The organism is Bacillus sp. MMSF_3328 (assembly GCF_030733525.1).
Taxonomy (GTDB): Bacteria; Bacillota; Bacilli; order Bacillales; family Cytobacillaceae; genus Bacillus_AB; species Bacillus_AB infantis.
Map to the genome: position 1 here is coordinate 652,839 of NZ_JASHIV010000001.1, position 19,976 is coordinate 672,814.

A 19,976-nucleotide genomic window follows, 5' to 3' on the forward strand; every position below is an offset into this window, starting at 1 on the left:
CTATACAACAGAATAGGTAATACTAATGAAAATGCTAAATCAATTATTCCAGCTTGATGCCAATGAAACAAGCTTCAAGAAGGAAGTGATGGCGGGTGCTATCGGCTTTTTTACCATTGTGTATATCATAGCCGTCAATTCGCTCATCCTTTCGGAAGCCGGAATACCTTTGGAAGCTGCCATCATGGCAACCATCATCACGTCAGTTGTCGGCTGCTTCCTGATGGGATTCTGGGCGAATGTACCGATCCTTCTTGTGCCTGGAATGGGAATCAATGCCCTGTTTTCTTACACACTCGTGCAGTCTATGGGGCTTTCATGGCAGGAAGCGCTGGCGGTTGTATTTGTTTCCGGACTGGTATTTGCATTCGTTGCTTTTTCGCGTTTTGCAGGAAGCCTGAGTGCAGCCATTCCGCAGTCGCTTAAGGAAGCTATCACTGTAGGCCTTGGGTTATTCCTGATGCTGATTGGGCTTGAAAAGGGCGGCATTGTGGAAAAAGGCACCAACTCGCTCATTGCTTTAGGCAATCTGGGAGATCCGCAGGTGCTGGCGACGATCATTACATTCCTGCTGGCAATAGTTCTGTTTATGCGGAATGTCCCGGGAAATTTTCTGATCACTGTTGCTGCGGGGACGCTCATTGCCTTGCTGTTCGGAAATATTGATGTATCGCAGGCAAAAGAATCTTCTTTTTCTTTTGGCGATTATCTGGATGTTTTCGGGGCAATGTCCTTTGAAAGCTTCTTTTCCATAACGTTCTGGGTGGCAGTATTCTCGCTGACCATGGTCCTGGTGTTTGAAAATATCGGCCTGGTTCACGGCCATGTTTCGTTCATCGGCAAGCCGGAACGTTTCAAGCGGGCTTTTCAGGCAAATTCCGTATCTGCACTGCTTTCCGGCCTTTTCGGAACAAGTCCGACGGTTTCGACCGTCGAAAGTGCAGCCAGCATGGCTGCAGGAGGCAGGACTGGGCTTACGACAGTGGCTACAGGGCTTCTGTTCATGCTTTCAGCTTTCTTCATTCCGGTAATCAAGCTGATTCCTAACAGTGCGATTGCCCCTATCCTCATCATCATCGGCGGATTGATGCTCCAAAATATCCGCAATCTTGATATGAAGGATATGAGTGAAAGCTTTCCTGCGTTCTTCATCATAGCGATGATTCCTTTTACCTACAGCATCGCAGACGGAATAGCCGTCGGGTTCATCCTGTATCCGATCCTCAAGATCGCGATCGGAAGGGCGAAGGAAGTCTCCGTCGCACTGTATGTAATCGCAGGACTATTCCTGGCAAACTTCGTTTTTCATGCCATCAGCTGATTTCTAAAAAAAGCGCCATTATCATTGGCGTTCACTATGTAAAAAAAAGGGTACGGAATTAACACATTCCGTACCCTTTTTTTTGCCTATATTGAGATATTTAGAGTAAGAATGACAATCTGGCGATTTAAAAGAAGATCATAATCTCACTGCTTAAAGATTTTTGTTTTGCCTGCCATCTTGTTACAGGTTTAAATAAAACTTTGAAAACCCTGTTGTTTGCAGTGGAAGGCACGTAGACTCCTGCGGGATTTTAGCGGCAGAGCTGAGACCCCGCTGCGCGAAGCGTGAGGAGGCTCAGCGCCGCCCCGCGGAAAGCGAAGTGCCTGGAACGGAAAACAACAGCCCGATTAAAAGGTAAAACATTTTCTAGTTTTAATATTTGGCATCTAATAGGGTGTCTTTTTTAACGAATAAATATACCATTCTACAAACTTCGACAGACATACTGGCAAAAATTGTTTTAAAATAAAGACAACCTAACATTTGGAATAACAGCGGAGGTTATAGAATGGAAGTCTTTGTTGCGAGGCAGCCGATTTTTAACACTAAGGAAGAAGTATTCGCTTATGAATTGCTGTACAGAAGCAGCCAGGTGAACGAATTCCCCCTTATTAACGGCGACCAGGCGACCGCCGACGTCATTATAAATAGTTTCTTGAATATAGGAATCGACAGGCTGTCCGAAGGCAAACCCTGTTTTATTAATTTTACAGAAAATCTGCTCAAACTCCGGCTCCCGACCTATTTCAGGCCAAGGGAAATTGTTGTGGAAATACTGGAAACGGTAGAGCCCAGCAGCCATCTGATTGATATCTGCCGGGAACTGAAAAGCCTGGGGTATCAGATTGCGCTTGATGATTACGCCTTCAAGGAAAACAATCCTTTTTCAAAGCAGCTGCTAGAGTATGCAGATATTATTAAAGTGGATTTTCTCGCTTCTTCAGCCGGCATGAGGGAGAGGATTGAGCGGGAAGCCAAAAAGCTCAAGCTTAAAATGGTTGCGGAAAAAGTCGAAACAAGAGCTGAGTTTGAGGATGCGAGAAGAAGGGGCTATGATTATTTTCAAGGCTACTTCTTTGAAAAGCCTGAAATTGTATCAACTTATGATGTTCCGACCTATTTTCATTCTTATTATGAAATGATTCATAATCTCTCAACTGCTGATCCAAGCATAGATTTGATATCAAATCTGATTGAAAGAGATTTATCGCTTTCTTATAAGCTGCTTAGGCTGATCAACTCACCGGCTTTCAGGCCAAAGCACAAGATAAACAGTATCAGGCAGGCAACGGTTCTGCTGGGGCTGAATGAAATCCAAAAGTGGATATATGTGCTTGCTGTCAGGGAGTCTACCTTGGAAAAGAAGGCAGTCCAGAAGGAAACAATCAGGATTTGCCTAATAAGGGCGAAGATGGCTGAATCTGTTGCCGTTCTAAGGAAAAAGGGGGCTTTGAATGCGCAGTATTTTTTGACAGGAATGTTTTCAATGATGGACAGCATCCTGGGGGCATCAATGGAGGATATATTGACTGATCTGCCGCTGCAGGATGAAATAGGGGATGCGCTGAGGGGCATCGAAAACCCTCTGAAAGATGTGCTGGATCTTGCGGTTGCTGTTGAGAAGGCTGACTGGGAGCTGATCAGTGAAAAAAGCAGGTGCCTTGATATAGAAGAGAATGCTCTTTTTCGGATATATGCCGATTCTATAGCATGGACCAATAGTCTGCTTTCAGAGGAATCTCTTTACATATAATTGCAGCATACTTCAAAAGCGCCGGTTTGCGGCGCTTTCTTCGTTAGAGCCACCGTCTTTGCGGTTTAACATATCTCTTTGCTTCTGCGGCCAAAAGCTGCCTTAAAGATTTCTGGGATACAGCAGCCATGATGTCCGCAGGGTTGGGAAATGTACCATGATCATTGAAGCGTACCCGGATAGAGCCTTTGTATATTTCCTGTTCACCGTAAAGGATCCTCGTATCAACAAAAGCTGTTTTTTCTGTTATCCCATTTGCTGATTCGAGCTCTTCAACCCTGCTGATGAAAAATTTGAACTTATAATCCTGCATCGCTTTGACTCACCTCCGGCCTTCACATAGGGTTAATACCCGCCATATTGTATTCTAACTCATAATGTCCATAAGAGGATTATTGAACTTCAGAGGAATTTATGGCAATCTATTATTATGATGATTTAGCAGGTTAAAGGGAAAGCGGGGGTTTTGAAATGGAAATAGAAATTCTAAAATGCCATGGGTCGGGCAACGACTTTTTGCTGATAGATGAAATATCTAAGGATTATGGGTTTACGGAAGAGCAGCGGCGGGAGCTTGCCATTGCTCTTTGCCGACGGGATTCTGAACTGGGGGCAGACGGGATTCTTTTTACAATGAAGAGTGATAAAGCCGATGCCCGGATGAGGGTTTTCAATGCCGACGGCTCAGAAGCTTCAATGTGCGGCAATGGTCTGCGCTGTGTCGCCCGCTATGTATGTGAATTATTTGGTTTAAAGGAAGCCATCATTGAAACAATGAAAGCGGATTTGAAGGTGGAAAAACGGCCGGATATCTTCCCGGAGATTCCAACCTATCTTGTTGAAATATCACCAGTCTCCTTCCAGATTCGTGATTTGCCGCTAATCCTGAATCAGGAGACATTGAAGAATGAAAAAATAAACTCGCTGTCAGATTCACTTCATTTCACAGCTTTGGCTGTGCCTAATCCGCATCTGATTGCGGTTTGCAGTAAAGATGATATCCAATCAGATCTTCAGAAAAATATCAGTGAACATGTCAATGGCCCGAATGAGCTGTTCCCTGATGGAGTAAATGTAAGCTTCATCAAGCCTCTTAAAGAGGAAAGCATTTACGTGAGGACTTTTGAGCGCGGAGTGGGCTTCACGAATGCCTGCGGAACTGCAATGTCAGCTTCGACCCTGGTATCCTGCCTTCAAGGGATGAATAAGCTTGAAAGGCCGGTGGATGTGTATAATAATGGCGGGAAGGTCCAGTGTATCGCACATGAATCAAATGGCGGTTATACAATCGACCTGATCGGGAACGCCACGTATATGTACCGTGTAAATGCCTATATGGATTCTGCTCAGCCTAAGGCTTTTACATTGGGTGAAAAGGAATATTTTGAGTCAGAAGAAGAACAGTATAGGAAGCTGCAGGAACATGCCAGTGAAATAATAAAAGAATATCTATGATAAGAGAAAAGAATGCTGCGGCCGCAGCATTCTTTTTTTGAAGAAATATACTGCAGGCCTTCAGGTCTTTTTTTCTGCATTCAAAAATTCAAGCACCGGTGAAAAAGCCTGCAGATCTTTTGCGGCAAAATAGCCTTGCAGCGGGTCTCCCAGTTTGTTGACCCGTTTTACCACATTATCTACCCGGAACTCTTCCATCCTGAGCCGGTCATTGACTTCTTCCCAAAACAGCGGTGCCGCGATACCGGCATACTGGTTGCCTCTGGCTGAATATGGTGCCACGATCGTCTTTCCCTCTGCATGCTGAATATAATCAACATAAAGTCTGCCGCCCCGGTTTTTCTTCATTCTTTCAGTTGTGAAAAGGTCCGGTTCTTTGGATATCAGATAGTCAGCAATGAAAGAAGTGAACAGGCGTGTATCATCATATGTGTAGGCATTGTCAGGAAGCGGGATATAAACCTGAATCCCTTTATTCCCGGATGTTTTTACAAATGATGTGAGGTTAAGATGATCGAGCACTTCTTTTATCATAATGGCGGCCTTAATCGCAAGGGTGAACGCGTCCCGGGACGGCGGATCCAGATCGAAGACGATTTCGGACGGTCCTTTGCTTTTGATGGTCTGAAATGGTATATGAAATTCAAAGGCAAGCTGATTGCCGAGCCAGAGAAATGTCTTAAGGTTATTGCAGACAATATAATTAATTCCATCTGACATTTTTGTTTCAACAAACTCAGGTGTATAGTCCGGTGCGTTTTTTTGGTAAAATGGTTCCCCGAAAATACCGTGCGGATACCTGATGACGGTAAGAAGTCGATCTTTTAAAAATGGAAGCATATATGGGGAAATTTCCCGCAGATAATGGATGAAGTCTATCTTCTTAAGGGCGGGTGTTTCCCAGATGGGCTTGTCAGGATGTGTGATGTCTACATCATCAGGCAGATTCTTCTGCTGTTCGGCAAACTGGCTGTAGGTGCACTGTTCAGGCTTCAGGTCAAAGCGGAATTGGTGGAAATGGGGCTCGCGCATCTGTCCGTCATATATCTCCAGGTACTTTAGTTCTGTACAAATGCCTGGATTTACATAAACAAATCTGTCATCTTCTTCCCTTTTGTTGTTTTTGATTGTGTCCATAAGGGCCTTTTTTTCATCAGGCTTTAGCCCGAATATAAATTGGCCGATCGGGTGGATCCTTCCGCCATCATACACGCCTGCATAGAAATAACCATTGGATTTTTCATAGGCTGTGATAAAACACGAAACATATTTCCAGTTTTTATACTTTTGCCACAGAGTTGAGCGTTTGCCTTCCTCCCATTTGCTTTTCTCCTGTTTCGCCACAATTCCTTCGCCATCATGAAGGATTACTTGTTCCCACAGATTTTTGAAATCATCATTTCCAGGTATCATTTGGAGAAGCTTTGTGCTTTTTTCGTCAGGTTCAAGCGGGAGCTTTGCTGAAGTGAAGAAATTCTCCAATGCTGCCTTTCTCTCCCTGTAGCCCAGTGCTGATAAGCTCTTCCCTTTAAGCTTTAATGCATCAAAAATCAATAAGCGGCATGGGGATTGCCTGGCTTTTTCCAGAATCCTCATTTCTGAACGCATTCTCCCCCTTACTTGGATAGAACCAAAATGGGCTTTATGTTTATTTTCTAAATAAACAAGCTCTCCATCCAATTGAAGAGGCAGGAAAGGATGAAACAGCTGAAGGTTATCTTCAAGGAACGATCTGATTTCGGGAAAAAGTTCAAGCAGCGGTTTGCCATTTCTGCTTGTCAGAGAAAGCCCCTTTTCATTCCACTCAAGGATGGCCCGGAATCCATCGTATTTTACTTCATAAAACCATCCTTTGGCATCCGGCGCATCAAAGGTAAGGCTCGGAAGCATCGGTTTCATTGTGACACTCCTTTCCTCGGCAGGATTCGAAATTCACGGCCATTTAAACGGCTCATCCTCCATTATTCCATTCTGGGGGGAATCCTACTCCAATGGCAGAAGTTATCTTGCATTTCACAGGATGAATCATCGCACATTAAAGGTAAAGACTATAGAATGGAGAATCAGGATGCATACAATCTGGAAAGGCAGCATCAGCTTCGGGCTTGTAAATATACCGATTAAGCTTCATGCAGCAATTGAGGACAAGGACATTAAGCTGAGGACTCTACACAAGGAGTGTCATTCTCCAATTAAATATGAAAAAATCTGCCCGGTCTGTGAAACAGAAGTCAAGCCAGAAGATATTGTGAAGGCTTATGAATATACAAAGGGAAAATTTGTTGTACTAGAAGACGAGGATTTAAAGAAATTGAAGCAGGCTAACGAAGATAAAGCAGTTGAAATCATCGATTTTGTTAAAATGGCTGAAATCGATCCCATCTATTATGACCGCAGCTATTATATGTCTCCAGGGGATGGGGGAGGAAAGGCTTATTCACTCTTAAGAAAAGCACTGGAAGATTCGGAAAAAGTTGGGCTCGCCAAAATCATCATCCGGTCAAAAGAGCAGCTGGCCGTTGTCAGGGTATTTGAAAATACTCTGATTATGGAAACGATACACTTTCCAGATGAAGTGAGGAAAGCCGGCGATGTCCCGAATGTTCCTTCTGAGGATAAAGTGACAAATAAAGAACTGGAAACTGCCATCATGCTCATCGACCAGCTGACAACGGCATTTGAGCCTGATAAGTATACAGATGAATACAGGTCTGCCCTTCTGGATCTGATCGAAGCAAAGCGGACAGGCAAAGAAGTTGTCACTCCTGCAGAAAAAGAAACAAAATCAAATGTAACAGATCTGATGGCCGCATTGCAGGCTTCAATCGACAATACGAAGCCCGAAAAGCCAAAAAAGCCGGCCGCGCGCAAGAAAAGGGCTGCTGCACGGCCGAAGGAAAAGAAAGAAGCATAAGAAAAACCGCCTCCGTGCGGTTTTTCTTATTGATTTGCTGGATTTATGTTCACAAGCTGTCTGAATAGGCAATATAGAAGGTATTGGACAAAAACAAGAGAAGGAAGTCATATATGAAAAAACTGACAGGAATCAAACTTTTGTATATTCTTTCTGCTGCAGCTCTTCTTGGGGTTTTTACATTTCTTTTTGCCGAAATCGCAGATGAGCTGAAAGAAAACGAACTGGAGGCTTTTGATCATACAATCATTAATTTTGTACAATCTTTTATCAATGACCAGCTGACTGCATTGATGTTTTCGGTTACATTCCTGGGCTCTGTTAAGTGGCTTGTATTTCTGGCCGCAGCAGGCGGAGTTATTCTCATGATTTATAAAAAGCGGGCATTAGGTGTATTTCTGCTGGCAGGTTCAGGCGGCGGTGCGCTGTTCAATTGGCTTCTTAAGTGGATTTTTAAAAGAGAACGCCCTGATATTCTCCCGCTTCTGACTGAATCAGGATTCAGCTTCCCGAGCGGCCATTCCATGGGTTCTTTTATATTTTACGGTGCTTCCGCCTATATACTGGTCCATTTGTTTTCTAAAATGAGCTTAAAGGTCTTGGCTGTCCTCGCAAATGTCATGATAATCCTATTGATCGGCTTAAGCAGAATTTATCTTGGGGTGCATTATCCTAGTGATGTAATAGGCGGCTTCCTGGCCGGCGGAGCCTGGCTGGCAGCCTGTATCATTATTTTCAGGTTGTACGAATATCGGAGGAATCTGTAAAAAGGTTCTGCTGCAATAATGTAAATGCGGTTTGGGACAATGGAATGGGGGCCAATAAAAAGAGCAATAAAGCTTTTATATGGGCTTTTTTGCTTGCCTTCAACTTCATGATGTTTAAAGAGAGTTTTCCCTGCATAAAGTATGAGCAATAGGGAAAGGGAGGGAATCATGATGATCAATATACTTCTGTTTGTAGATTCTGGAATCGATGACTCACTTGCTTTGATGTACGCTGTTCAAAATCCGGAATTGAATATAGTCGGGGTAGTAAGCGGGTATGGAAATATCACCAAGGAAGAATCCCTCAGAAATACAGCCTATCTCCTTAAACTGGGCGGCCGTGAGGATATTCCGATCATTGCCGGTGTTTCTGGGCCTCTCTCAGGCAAGCCTGCCACATTTTATCCGGAGATACATGGAGAAGAGGGACTCGGACCCATTCAGCCTCCTGAAGATTTTACCGGGCTGAAGGTTTATGATATTAATAAGATCATTGACATTATAGATCAGTACAAAAATGATATTGTCCTTGTCGGTTTAGGCAGGCAGACAGACTTAGCTCTCCCGCTTATTATTTATGGAGAGGATGCCTATAAAGATGTTAATGCAATCTATATGATGGGCGGTGCTTTTCTGGTTCCCGGCAATGTGTCAGCTGAAGCGGAGGCTAATTTTTATTCTGACCCCCTTGCTGCTGACATCGTTCTTGAAAAAGGGAGGAATGTTTACCTTTTTCCGCTCAATGTCACCAACAAAGCTGTTGTAACGCCTGAAATGATTGATTACATTTCCGCCAATACTGAGTCGGCTTATAAAGATCTTATAAAGCCGGCCTTTGAGTACTATTTTCAGGCTTATAAAGAAAACGTGCCCGGCATAGGAGGCGCACCCATTCATGATGCTGTCCCGCTGATTATACTGACAAATCCGGACTTAGCGAAATTCATTAAACGGAGAGTCAGGGTTGAGCAGTTTGGCGGAGCGCAAGGTAAAACGAATGCCGATTTCAGGCCTAAGCCTGAGGATCAGCCTGAGGATACTTTGGACTATATTGCAATGGAGATTGATACAGCTAAGCTTCTTGAAACGTTTATGTTGAACTTCACAGCCGTTTAACATGACCAGTCAGGTGACGGAGAGGAATTCGGCTGCTGATTTCCAATTAGTTGACAGCTTTTACTTTTATGATATACTAGTAAAGCACGTATTTGAGGATATCTGCGGGCAGAATGGAGCGGAACGCCATTTTGCAGATCATGCTCTTTAGATTTTTACTGCTAAGCAACAATAGGTTTATACCTTTAAGAATTAATTTGTGGACAGCTTGATGATCAGGTGCGGCTGCTGTACAGCAGAATGCCCCCTGAATGGTATGATTTCTTCTTAATGCACATCTTCTATAAACCCGAAACATTTCTTCGCATGGATTGCTTCAATTCAATAATGCGGTCTTTAAATGACTGAATCTTAAAGAGCTGCTATCTTATCCCGATTGTTTACCTGATTCCCGCTGGCGCGGTCTCGGAGCCGCAAGGATGGAAGAGAGGCAGGGCTTTCATTGTTTTAGGTTGAAATTAAATTTAATATACTTTATATATAGCCTCAAATATGACAAAAAGGACAGCTTGCTTGCATGCTGTCCTTTTTCAATTCTGTGCCTAACAGTATATTCTATATTCATACTGCCTATATTACTATAAATACGAACATTTGCATATGAATCTATTCATAACATCTGTGTTTTGTGATATGATTGACTAGGAATAACATTTATAAAGGCGCAGTGACTGACGACGATAGTGGAAGAAACCACAGTGGAGCTGCGTGCATATATAGCCGGTCGTCTGGGCAGCCAGCAGTCTGCTTTAACCTTTTTGGTAAAGCGGCCTGAATCTTATACCTGGAGGTTGTTTGCTATGAATGAAAAATTGATTCTTGATGGTAAGCGGGTGGCAGCTGATATTAAAGAAGGACTGATGCCAAGGGTGGAAAACCTTACGCAAAAAGGGATCACTCCCTGCCTTGCCACCATCCTGGTCGGAGATGACCCATCTTCCGAGACCTATGTCCGAATGAAAGGAAATGCCTGTGCCCGGCTTGGCATCCGGTCTGAACGAATTCATATGCCGAAAGAAACCACAACAGAAGAACTGGTAAAAACGATTGAGGAACTGAACGAAAATAAAGAAGTTCATGGCATCCTGCTTCAGCATCCTGTTCCAGGACATATAGATGAGCGGAAGGCATTTGAAACCATCAGCATAGATAAGGATGTTGACGGCGTGACAAGCCACGGCTACGGGCAGACTGCCCTGGGATTTGGTACATATCCATCATGCACTCCTGCTGCAATTATGGCAATCATCGATTATTATCATCTTCCTGTAGAAGGAAAGCATGCTGTAGTGGTAGGGAGAAGTCCGATACTCGGAAAACCTGTTTCCGCTTTGCTTTTAAACAGGAATGCGACAGTAACAACATGCCATTCCTATACCGAAAATCTCTCCCGGTATGTAGGCCAGGCTGACCTGGTCATTGCAGCAGTCGGAAAGCCGGAATTTATAAAAGGAGAATGGATCAAGCCTGGGGCTGTTATTCTGGATGCAGGGTATAATAAGGGGAATGTCGGAGATGCAGAATATGACAACTGCCTCGAAAAGGCATCAGCCATAACACCTGTACCAGGGGGAGTAGGCCCGGTCACGATTTCAATGCTGCTGAAGCATACGGTTGAAGCAGCAGAAAAGACGCTTGGGAATAACGCCTGAAGAAGAAAAGGTTGACTTGTTCTTTTTAATGAAGTAATATTAACTTAACACTTTAAGATTCGTTTTATATTTGGATAAGTAGTCGTAGCTGCGCAGGTTGTAGTCGATTTTATCTTCTTCAACACGTGCAGGCTGCGGTTTTTTTGTTTTTATATTATACCGCAAACTTATAGTGAAACACTTTTTGGAGGTTTTTATACATGAACACAGGTAAAGTAAAATGGTTTAATGCAGAAAAAGGCTTTGGATTTATCGAAACATCTGAAGGCCAGGACGTTTTCGTTCACTTTTCAGCTATCCAATCTGAAGGCTTCAAGTCTTTAGAAGAAGGCGAAGCAGTAACTTTTGAAATCGTTGAAGGCAACCGTGGACCACAAGCTTCTAACGTAGTTAAAGGCTAATAGCATGAATGATGAGGTGATGCATGGCAAAGCATGCATCGCCTTTTTGTGTATTGAATCGGACGGCAACTTATGAAAAGAAGAAGCAGGCTCCTGAATAACGCTTTTCTTTCCTTCATTTACTCCATTTCGTATCCTTCCACCATTCCCCTAGAGAACCGCCCGTGAGGCGGACTTTGATTGTGCTGTAAATATAATCACTTGGGCGGGGTTTAAACTTATTTGAATCGGAAATGTAAAAAAGAGATAGAAAGTGGTTAGCCTAGAAATATACCTGCTGTACCCTATATACATTTTGATAAGAAACAATTGGTTAGAAATTAAGGAGGATTTAAACTTTGACAACTTTTTCGGATTTTAATTTAAGCAAAGAGCTTGAAAAAGCAGTTTCCAATATGGGCTTTGAAGAGCCGACCCCTATCCAGGCGCAGGCGATCCCGATCGGACTGAGCGGAAAGGATATGATTGGCCAGGCGCAGACCGGGACAGGGAAAACCACAGCTTTTGGCATTCCGCTTCTTGAAAAGATAGACATAAATGAAGGGATTCAAGGCCTTGTGCTGGCGCCCACCCGCGAGCTTGCCGTGCAGGTGGCTGAAGAACTGAACCGGATTGGACAGGTGAAAGGCGTCAGGACTCTGCCGATCTACGGTGGACAGGACATTTCCAGACAGATCCGCGCCTTGAAGAAGGATCGTGGACCGCATATCATTGCAGCTACTCCGGGAAGGCTGATTGATCATATCGAAAGAAAGACAATCCGCCTGAATAAGATTAAATTGGCCGTGCTTGACGAAGCTGATGAAATGCTGAATATGGGCTTTATCGAAGATATTGAGCGCATCCTCAGCGAAGTTCCTGAACAGCGCCAGACCCTGCTGTTTTCAGCAACAATGCCAAGGCGCATTCAATCTTTGGCTGAGAGATTCATGACAGAGCCGGAAATGGTTCAGATTAAAGCTAAAGAACTTACTGTGAAAAATATTGAACAGCATTATATGGAAGTGCATGAAAAGCAGAAGTTTGATGTGCTCTGCAGCCTGCTCGACATCCAGTCCCCGGAACTTGCTATCGTGTTCGGCCGCACCAAAAAGCGTGTGGACGAAGTGGTGGAAGGGCTTATTAAACGCGGCTATTCTGCTGAAGGCATCCATGGCGATGTTCCGCAGAATAAGCGTGATCAGGTTATCCGCCGCTTTAAAGAACAGACAATCGATATTATGGTAGCGACAGATGTAGCTGCAAGGGGACTTGATATCAGCGGAGTTTCCCATGTTTACAACTTTGATATCCCGCAGGATCCTGAAAGCTATGTACACCGCATCGGGCGGACTGGCCGCGCCGGGAAGAAGGGGCTTGCTGTAACATTTGTTTCCCCTCGTGAAATCGATCATCTAAAGCTCATTGAGCGGGTAACAAAAACAAAAATGGCGAAGATGCCGATTCCTACCTTCAGGGATGTTATCGCAGGCAGCCAGCAGGCAACCATCAATAAAATGATGAAGGTCATCGAAAACGAAGAATTCAACGAATATAAAAGATCGGCAGAAAACCTTCTTGAGGAAACAGATTCAGTCACCCTGCTTGCTGCTGCACTCAAGCTGCTGACAAAAGAGCCGGATATAACACCTGTTAAGCTTACTGCTGTGGAGCCGATCCGCTCAAGAAAGCCGAAGCCGAAGTTTGACCGCGACAGAAGCCGCCGCACCGACAGAAGCAGGAGCGGTGGAGGCGGACGAGACCGCAGAAGAGGCAGAAGCGGAAAATCAGGTTTTACTCCTAATTCAAAGGGGTAATAAATAATTAAGGAAGTTTATGGGTTTTATAAGAGGATGAATATCTTTCCTGAAAAAATTTAAAAAAATGATTATAAAATCTGTAAAACTTACCCATATTAATACAGCGGGGCATCGCCCCAAAGATTTTGTTGAAATTTAGGAGGAAATGTAAATGGCTACAGGTAAAGTAAAATGGTTCAATGCAGAAAAAGGTTTCGGATTCATCGAAGTTGAAGGTGGAGAAGACGTATTCGTCCATTTCTCTGCAATTCAGTCTGAAGGCTTCAAAAGCCTTGATGAAGGTCAAGAAGTTGAATTTGACATTGAAGAAGGCCAGCGTGGACCGCAGGCTGTTAATGTGACGAAACTATAATATTCACTTCATATGATGAAGAGTCTCCTAGCGGGGCTCTTCTTTGCTTTATAAAGGAGGAATGAGGTTTGCTTATTACTGCCATTTCAGATACCCATATGCCAAAAAAAGGAAGGAATCTGCCCGAGCTTCTCGTTGAATATCTGGAAATTTCTGATATCATCGTTCATGCCGGTGACTGGCAGGACTTGTCTGTTTATAAAGAACTCTCATCCTTTGGGAGGCTCGAAGGGGTATTTGGCAATACGGATAGCGGCGAGCTTAAGGAAATGCTGAAGGATAAGCTCATCCTGAATTTAAATGGGTTTAAATTAGGTATCGTGCACGGGCATGGAAAAGGGAAGACAACGGAAAAAAGGGCGCTGGCTTCTTTTGCAGACGACAAGGTGGACTGTCTGATCTACGGCCATTCCCATATACCCGTCCTGAAAAAGGAAAACGGGACGCTCATTATAAACCCGGGTTCCCCTGTTGATAAAAGGAGGCAGCCGCGTTTTTCTTTTGCGGTAATAAGGGTGGAAGAAGAGCTCTCAGCAGAGATTGTTTATTTTGATAAAGAATCTTAAGAGGGAAAAGCAGGCGCATCTGTGCGTCCTGCTAATTGAGTTTCAGCTGATAATAATCCTGGGATTCAAGCGGGACGAATCCGCAAGACGTATAAAGATTTAGGGCATTATTGTTTTCTGCAGCCACTTCCAGGAAAATATCCCTCCCTCGATTCCTTTCCTGCCTGATGATCCTGCTTAGAACACTTCTTCCAATCCCCCGCCTCTGAAACTCAGGAAGGATGGCAAATCCATAAATCCAGCTCTCATTGCCGTCTGTCTGTATCCTCACCTTGCCCGCGGGGACTCCCCTGTATTCAATTATGAATAAAGTCTGTGCCTGTTCGGCTGCCGTTTGCCCGTAAAACAGAGTGGCATCTTCTTCGGAAAGGCTGAAACAAACAATATCCAGCTGGATGCAAAGACCGGCATCTCCGGCAGAGGCTGATCTTATTTCTACCCCTTCTTTTTCAGAAAGAGTATCTGAATGAAAGTACTTCATCTGGTGCTCAGTGAAAGAGTATCTGCAAGGAAGCGATTGGAAAAGCTGTTTGGCAGCATAGGATTCAGCTGGCGCATTTAAAAGGACTTCCGAAGCGCTTGCCAATTGTTTTTCAGCCTGTTTTAAGAGGGCTGTAAAGAGTCCCTTCTTCCTATACTCAGGATGAACCATCCCGCATACCTCCACTTTAGCTCCAAAAGGATACAAAGCCAAAAATCCAGTTAATCTTCCGTCCTGATAAGTGAAGAAGTCTGTTTTTGTTTCATTATTTCTGGATTTCAGCATATCCCAATTCAGTTTTAACCTGAAATCTTCATGATTTTCACAAATATCCTGAAGCTCCTTGATTTCTTTCAGCTGTCTTACTGTAAGCATCGCTGTTCCTCCCCAATCTCGTATATATCTATATTAGCTTGATGAATGGAGAAGGGGAATACAAAATTGCAAACCATCAGAATTATGCAATAAGCGGCATTTAATTGTGTAGTTAAGCTGGAATGGTTATTATAAGTAGAGTAATGATTCAGGAGGTGTTGGATAGTGAAAAGTTTTACAGTAGAATTTCACAAAGAAGATCAAGTAGAAGCAATGAAGGTTAGTAAGCTCAATGAAGAGGATTTCAATATTGCCACTGAAGGCGGGACCAGGCATCTTTTTGAGCTTGATACTAACGTCGGCTTCTTTATTTACTTTGATGCCATCAGCAATGATGGGACCGAGTCGTATTTAGTTCTGCATTATGAAGAAGAGAATGAAGAGCCAAGTGCCTGTTATTCATTTGAATTGAAGGATTTCTACCAATTCGCCGCACTTCAGTTGAACGATCTTGAATTCAGTGAAGAAGCAGGGGAAGAAGGGGAAGACGAAGAGGAAGTGTACGGGCCTATCCATCATCTTGCACATCTTATGTATCATATCATTGAAGAAGGCCAAAAAATCGAGGAATAGAAAAAAGAGCAGCGCGCTGCTCTTTTTTTCTTTAATGATTCCTGCCAGGACAGCTGTTATGCAGGAAGATTCATCCGGCAGTAGCTTTCCACCATTTTTTCCTCTTCTTCATCCAGTGCAAAATCGAGAGCCTTTTCGTCTGAAAAAAAGAAGTGATAATTGAGGATCTTTGAGCCTTTCTCATCTTTGTAAAAAAGTACACGCAGACTCAGCCCATCCTCGGAGTAAAGTTCGTCATCCTCCGGAACTTCTATGTCTAACAGGAACTCATACCTCTGTCCTTCCAGTATCCCTGTAGGATCAATGATTTCTTCAATCAAATGACCTGTAATTTCCATCTATATCATCCTCTCTGGATAGTTTCAGTTTATCGACACTCGTATTATACACTTTTATGAAAGCATGCGTAATCTTTTGTTCTTATCCTTCTTCAAATCCAGGAATTCCATCCTTCAAGGGGTACAGATTTATGCTGACAAACTTTGATTTGATACATTGACAAAAACAGGGAAATGCTGTATACTTATAAAGTATTTATTTAAGGGAATAACATCTAATTTCAGATTCACTTGTTATAAAGGATCCAGTCCATTTATTTTATAACGGGTGGATTTTTATTTTTCGGGGGCTTCGGCTCTTTGAGGAGGTGCCTTTTATGGCAATGGGATTCGGGAGAAAAAATACCGAAGAAGTAAAAACGGAAGAAGTGAAAGTCTGGGAATGTATTTCTGACAGCTGTAATGGATGGCTGCGTGATAATTTTAAAAGCAGTGATCAGCCGGCTTGCCCGCTTTGCAACAGTGAGATGAAGGAATCGACTAAGCTGCTTCAAGTTGTTGTTAATAATAGCATCTACTCAAAATAAGGAAACCAAATGGCCTCGCCATTTGGTTTTTTTTATGTTTTTGGCTTTGTAAGTGTAAAAAGTTGATATTGGCGTTTTTTGTGAGCAGTTATGTTTCATTTGTCTGTACTTGAAAGCGGGAGAATGAAACAGGAGGCTGCGGGCATACTAAAGGAAAAACCTTTAGTTATGATGGAAGTGAAGAAACTGTGAACGGCATGCACCTTTTTATAGCATTAGTATTTTTCAGCATCATATTGATAATTATTTCCTTCAGGAAAGAAATCAGGGTATCATTGCCGCTCTATTTCTTTGTAATGGGGTTGTCTTTTATATTGGAATACATAGTATTTATTCTGGGAAAAGCATACACATACAGACCGACTGTATTTGAAGAAAAATGGTTTGATGAGGTATTTGGGGCAAGCATTTCACAGGCACTTTTCATTCCCGCAGTACTTACAGCGGTCTCCATTTACCGGATCGGCTATCTGTGGAGGCTTGCAGTGATAGCGGGTATTTTTTTGGTAGAGAGCTTTTTCTTGAAAGAGGGCGTATATGAACAGCATTGGTGGAGGTCGTGGTACACGAGCGCAATACTTTTTGCTGCTATGTTTGTTACAGACATATGGAGGGATTCATTAAGGAAACCTTCGCCTTTTGTAAGGTTTGTGACGATATATATGGCAATTACCACAATCATTCAGGCAGCTGTTTTTTATACGGTGATCTTCTTTCGGATTCATACCTACAACGCCGGTTTTTTTGAGTCGCATGACCGTGATCAGCTGGCTTTCAGCACGCTTATTTGGCTGATATACAGCCTGATTTTAGCTGTCATAGTCATCTATGAATTCAGGAAGACGGTATTTGCAGGATTATTTGCGGGAGCCTGGCTTTTTGAAAAACTTTTAATCCAGGCGGGTGTTCTGACTATTTCCCATTTGTGGAGTTCAGTATATTCAGCTGCGCTTATTACATTATTCTGCTTTCTGATCGGCAAGCTGGCCGTATATTTCTTTCCTGATATTAAAGGTGAATCTGTATAATGTCCTTTCAGGCGAATTGCATTATAATAAAAGAAATAATGCACTCTTTAAGGAGTAAGTTTTAATGGATGAAGTTCAACGGCTTAAACAGGAAAATGCTGAATTAAGGAAAGAAATATTGCAGCTGAAAAACAGGGCAGAAGAAAATCAGGCTTACTGGCCCGGCTTGGATAAAGGGGATGATGGCGTATCTTTTGAACAACTGGAGAGCTTCCTGAATCCTATACTTGATCTGGTTCCTCATCATATTGTTTTTATAGATGGGAATGGACTTATAACTTTGTGCAATCTCCAGGCTGCAAGGGACCTTCATGCTGACAGAAGGGTCATAGTGGGCCGCCATATCAGGGAGCTGCTGAGGATACCTGATGACCAGATTAATCTGCTAGAATCCCTCAGGACGAAGAAGCCGATCGTTAATAGGGAAGTGCTTGACAAAAATTACGGAATCAATAACACAAGGATCATACTAGACGAAAACGGAAACGTGAAAAGGGTTTTGGGAGCTTTTCAGTTCCTCAATGGAGTAAAGGAAGCAGAAAAGCAGGCTCTGGCCGGGAGGATTGCAGCAGGCATAGCCCATGAAATCAGAAACCCGCTTACCACGGTAAGGGGCTACCTCCAGCTTCTTCAAAGCAAAACGGATCAAGAGGTGTCTGAGCTTTTTTCTTCCTTGCTGATCCCGGAAATTGACAGGGCCAATAAAATCATCACAGATTTTCTCCGGATTGCTAAACCGGGGGAAACGACCAGCGAACTGCTGAATGCAAAGGAGTTTATCCTGGGCTATACCGGAAAATTCCTAAATAGTGAAGCGCTGCTGTATAATGCCGAAATTGAATATCAACTTACAGAAATTACAGATAATACGTTCTTTAGAGGTGATCGTGACGAATTGCTGCAGGTGTTCATTAACCTTTTCAGAAATGCGTTCCAGGCTAAAGGAAGCGAACCGCTTAAAATAATCATTGCTGCCAAAAGAGTTGACTCCTTTCTCAGAATTGAATTCCGGGATAATGGAAGAGGAATTCCTTCTTCTATTCTGCCCCATATCTTTGACCCATTCTTTACTACGAAGGATGAAGGAACAGGGCTTGGGCTCTCAGTTTCCAAAAAGGTTATTGAGAATCACGGCGGCATGATGAATGTAAAGAGTGATGGGCAGGGAACACAGTTTATCATTGACATTCCTGCCGAAGACCGCTTTTGCTGTGAATAATTTTTATCGTACAATCAACAGAAATGCCCCTGAATGAATATGAATAATTAAATTCGTAATCACGAGGGGGATTAGATTGGATGTCAAAAAAAGTCCGCTGAACTATACAGCAGTTGGCGATTCGATTACTGCCGGTGTGGGTGCTTCGTTCTTTTCTCCTGGGTTTGTGCCGCGATTTGCAAGACTCGCCGAGGAATCGCTTGGCCGCAGAGTCGTCCACAAAATTTTTGCCAGGCCCGGAGCGCTTTCGGGTGAAATCCTGGAAGCTGTCAGGTCTCCTTTAGTATCCAGTGCTTTAGCTGAATCAGAACTTATTACGATCACAGCAGGAGGCAACGATCTTATTCAGGGGTTAAGGTCATATCAGCTGACGAAAAATGAAAAGGATATTTCTTCGCGCCTGAATATATCTGCAGAAAAGCTAAGCGGCATCGTTGATCATATTACTGAAATAAAATCAGACTCTGCCGGGCCTTATATGGTTTATCTTCTAAACCTTTACAGTCCCGTTCCCAAAGAAGAAACAGCGGACCGATGGATCAGAAAGTTCAATAAGCAGATGCAGCAGCTGTGCGACCGCCATCACTTTCGAACGGTAAATATATATCAGGCATTTAAAGGGAATGAGAATGATCTAGTGGCGATGGACAGAGTGCATCCCAATGACAGCGGCTATAATCGCATCGCTGAAAAAATAAAAAATACCGGATATGGACTGCTGATCTGCCAATAGACAGGTACCGTCTCAAGCAAGAGAGGGCACCTGTCTTGTTTTGGCAAAACCAATAATTCCCACCTGATTTCCTGTTGACCATCTTCTCAAGTGCTGTTATTATAAATGAACAGCAATCGACATTAACTGCTGGCATAATTTCTGCTTATTAATCTATGAATTCATCATAAATCGTTTCTACGAAATTATGTTGACAAGAGATTGATTGGGTGGTATTATGATATAGTTGCTCTAAAAGAGCGCTATTGAAAGATTGTTCTTTGAAAACTGAACGAACAAAAACGTCAACGTTAATCTTAATTTTTTATCAGAGCTAAATCTTACTCTTATATGGAGAGTTTGATCCTGGCTCAGGACGAACGCTGGCGGCGTGCCTAATACATGCAAGTCGAGCGGACGGATGGGAGCTTGCTCCCTGAAGTCAGCGGCGGACGGGTGAGTAACACGTGGGCAACCTGCCTGTAAGACTGGGATAACTTCGGGAAACCGGAGCTAATACCGGATAATGCACAGCCTCTCATGAGGCTATGCTGAAAGATGGTTTCGGCTATCACTTACAGATGGGCCCGCGGCGCATTAGCTAGTTGGTGAGGTAACGGCTCA

Annotated in this window: 20 protein-coding genes, 1 rRNA gene and 1 riboswitch; of the genes, 17 read left to right on the forward strand and 4 right to left on the reverse strand. The window is 43.3% G+C overall.

The features are described from left to right. Positions 1 to 25 precede the first annotated feature (25 nt). Positions 26 to 1,321 (forward strand): NCS2 family permease, encoded by a 1,296-nt coding sequence (locus RBB45_RS03345; RefSeq protein ID WP_306009097.1) that lies wholly within the window; start codon positions 26 to 28, stop codon positions 1,319 to 1,321. Positions 1,322 to 1,832: 511 nt separating this feature from the next. Next, positions 1,833 to 3,077: an EAL and HDOD domain-containing protein gene (locus RBB45_RS03350; RefSeq protein WP_009795518.1), complete on the forward strand. Its 1,245-nt coding sequence runs from the start codon at positions 1,833 to 1,835 to the stop codon at positions 3,075 to 3,077. 43 nt (positions 3,078 to 3,120) lie between these two features. Here the strand turns inward: RBB45_RS03350 and RBB45_RS03355 are convergent, their stop codons facing one another. Continuing rightward, positions 3,121 to 3,390: an RNA-binding protein gene (locus tag RBB45_RS03355; protein ID WP_009795519.1), complete on the reverse strand. Its 270-nt coding sequence runs from the start codon at positions 3,388 to 3,390 to the stop codon at positions 3,121 to 3,123. Between the two features lie 158 nt (positions 3,391 to 3,548). Here RBB45_RS03355 and dapF point away from each other — a divergent pair, with 158 nt between their 5' ends. Continuing rightward, positions 3,549 to 4,532 carry a diaminopimelate epimerase gene (gene dapF, locus RBB45_RS03360; protein ID WP_009795520.1) on the forward strand — a complete coding sequence of 328 codons (984 nt, stop codon included), beginning with the start codon at positions 3,549 to 3,551 and terminating at the stop codon, positions 4,530 to 4,532. A gap of 60 nt (positions 4,533 to 4,592) precedes the next feature. Here the strand turns inward: dapF and RBB45_RS03365 are convergent, their stop codons facing one another. Then, positions 4,593 to 6,431 carry a DNA ligase D gene (locus RBB45_RS03365; protein ID WP_009795521.1) on the reverse strand — a complete coding sequence of 613 codons (1,839 nt, stop codon included), beginning with the start codon at positions 6,429 to 6,431 and terminating at the stop codon, positions 4,593 to 4,595. Positions 6,432 to 6,600: 169 nt separating this feature from the next. Here RBB45_RS03365 and ku point away from each other — a divergent pair, with 169 nt between their 5' ends. The 8 genes from ku to RBB45_RS03405 all read left to right on the forward strand — a co-directional run bounded on the left by ku (position 6,601) and on the right by RBB45_RS03405 (position 14,099). Next, positions 6,601 to 7,446, forward strand: a complete 846-nt coding sequence (ku, locus tag RBB45_RS03370; protein ID WP_094769957.1) for a non-homologous end joining protein Ku — start codon at positions 6,601 to 6,603, stop codon at positions 7,444 to 7,446. 113 nt (positions 7,447 to 7,559) lie between these two features. Continuing rightward, positions 7,560 to 8,213: a phosphatase PAP2 family protein gene (locus RBB45_RS03375; protein WP_094769958.1), complete on the forward strand. Its 654-nt coding sequence runs from the start codon at positions 7,560 to 7,562 to the stop codon at positions 8,211 to 8,213. A gap of 168 nt (positions 8,214 to 8,381) precedes the next feature. Next, a complete protein-coding gene (locus RBB45_RS03380; protein WP_224951987.1) occupies positions 8,382 to 9,329 on the forward strand; it encodes a nucleoside hydrolase in 948 nt (315 codons plus the stop codon). Positions 9,330 to 9,986: 657 nt separating this feature from the next. Continuing rightward, positions 9,987 to 10,070: riboswitch (ZMP/ZTP riboswitch) on the forward strand. A gap of 59 nt (positions 10,071 to 10,129) precedes the next feature. Continuing rightward, positions 10,130 to 10,981, forward strand: coding sequence for a bifunctional 5,10-methylenetetrahydrofolate dehydrogenase/5,10-methenyltetrahydrofolate cyclohydrolase (locus RBB45_RS03385; protein WP_094769962.1), 852 nt, complete (start codon positions 10,130 to 10,132; stop codon positions 10,979 to 10,981). Positions 10,982 to 11,181: 200 nt separating this feature from the next. Further along, positions 11,182 to 11,382 carry a cold-shock protein gene (locus tag RBB45_RS03390; RefSeq protein ID WP_009795528.1) on the forward strand — a complete coding sequence of 67 codons (201 nt, stop codon included), beginning with the start codon at positions 11,182 to 11,184 and terminating at the stop codon, positions 11,380 to 11,382. Between the two features lie 338 nt (positions 11,383 to 11,720). Continuing rightward, entirely contained in the window at positions 11,721 to 13,178 is a 1,458-nt protein-coding gene (cshA, locus tag RBB45_RS03395; protein ID WP_101549729.1) for a degradosome RNA helicase CshA, read from the forward strand. Between the two features lie 154 nt (positions 13,179 to 13,332). Next, positions 13,333 to 13,533: a cold-shock protein gene (locus RBB45_RS03400; protein ID WP_009795530.1), complete on the forward strand. Its 201-nt coding sequence runs from the start codon at positions 13,333 to 13,335 to the stop codon at positions 13,531 to 13,533. 68 nt (positions 13,534 to 13,601) lie between these two features. Next, positions 13,602 to 14,099 (forward strand): metallophosphoesterase family protein, encoded by a 498-nt coding sequence (locus RBB45_RS03405; RefSeq protein WP_009795531.1) that lies wholly within the window; start codon positions 13,602 to 13,604, stop codon positions 14,097 to 14,099. 31 nt (positions 14,100 to 14,130) lie between these two features. Here RBB45_RS03405 and RBB45_RS03410 read toward each other — a convergent pair whose 3' ends face one another. Next, complete coding sequence (locus RBB45_RS03410) at positions 14,131 to 14,955, reverse strand: GNAT family N-acetyltransferase (RefSeq protein WP_009795532.1); 825 nt, start codon at positions 14,953 to 14,955, stop codon at positions 14,131 to 14,133. A gap of 165 nt (positions 14,956 to 15,120) precedes the next feature. Here RBB45_RS03410 and RBB45_RS03415 point away from each other — a divergent pair, with 165 nt between their 5' ends. After that, positions 15,121 to 15,528 (forward strand): hypothetical protein, encoded by a 408-nt coding sequence (locus RBB45_RS03415; protein ID WP_009795533.1) that lies wholly within the window; start codon positions 15,121 to 15,123, stop codon positions 15,526 to 15,528. Positions 15,529 to 15,584: 56 nt separating this feature from the next. Here RBB45_RS03415 and RBB45_RS03420 read toward each other — a convergent pair whose 3' ends face one another. Further along, positions 15,585 to 15,866: a DUF6509 family protein gene (locus RBB45_RS03420; RefSeq protein ID WP_009795534.1), complete on the reverse strand. Its 282-nt coding sequence runs from the start codon at positions 15,864 to 15,866 to the stop codon at positions 15,585 to 15,587. 317 nt (positions 15,867 to 16,183) lie between these two features. On the opposite strand from RBB45_RS03420, the gene RBB45_RS03425 reads away from it, so the two are divergent. The 5 genes from RBB45_RS03425 to RBB45_RS03445 form a co-directional block, all read left to right on the forward strand. Continuing rightward, complete coding sequence (locus RBB45_RS03425) at positions 16,184 to 16,393, forward strand: cold-shock protein (protein ID WP_009795535.1); 210 nt, start codon at positions 16,184 to 16,186, stop codon at positions 16,391 to 16,393. Positions 16,394 to 16,707: 314 nt separating this feature from the next. Next, positions 16,708 to 17,421: a hypothetical protein gene (locus RBB45_RS03430; protein ID WP_129611934.1), complete on the forward strand. Its 714-nt coding sequence runs from the start codon at positions 16,708 to 16,710 to the stop codon at positions 17,419 to 17,421. 64 nt (positions 17,422 to 17,485) lie between these two features. Beyond that, entirely contained in the window at positions 17,486 to 18,640 is a 1,155-nt protein-coding gene (locus RBB45_RS03435) for a two-component system sensor histidine kinase NtrB (RefSeq protein ID WP_101549726.1), read from the forward strand. 76 nt (positions 18,641 to 18,716) lie between these two features. Next, a complete protein-coding gene (locus RBB45_RS03440) occupies positions 18,717 to 19,373 on the forward strand; it encodes a GDSL-type esterase/lipase family protein (protein WP_009795539.1) in 657 nt (218 codons plus the stop codon). 327 nt (positions 19,374 to 19,700) lie between these two features. Beyond that, a 16S ribosomal RNA gene (locus tag RBB45_RS03445) occupies positions 19,701 to 19,976 on the forward strand; the annotation flags it as partial.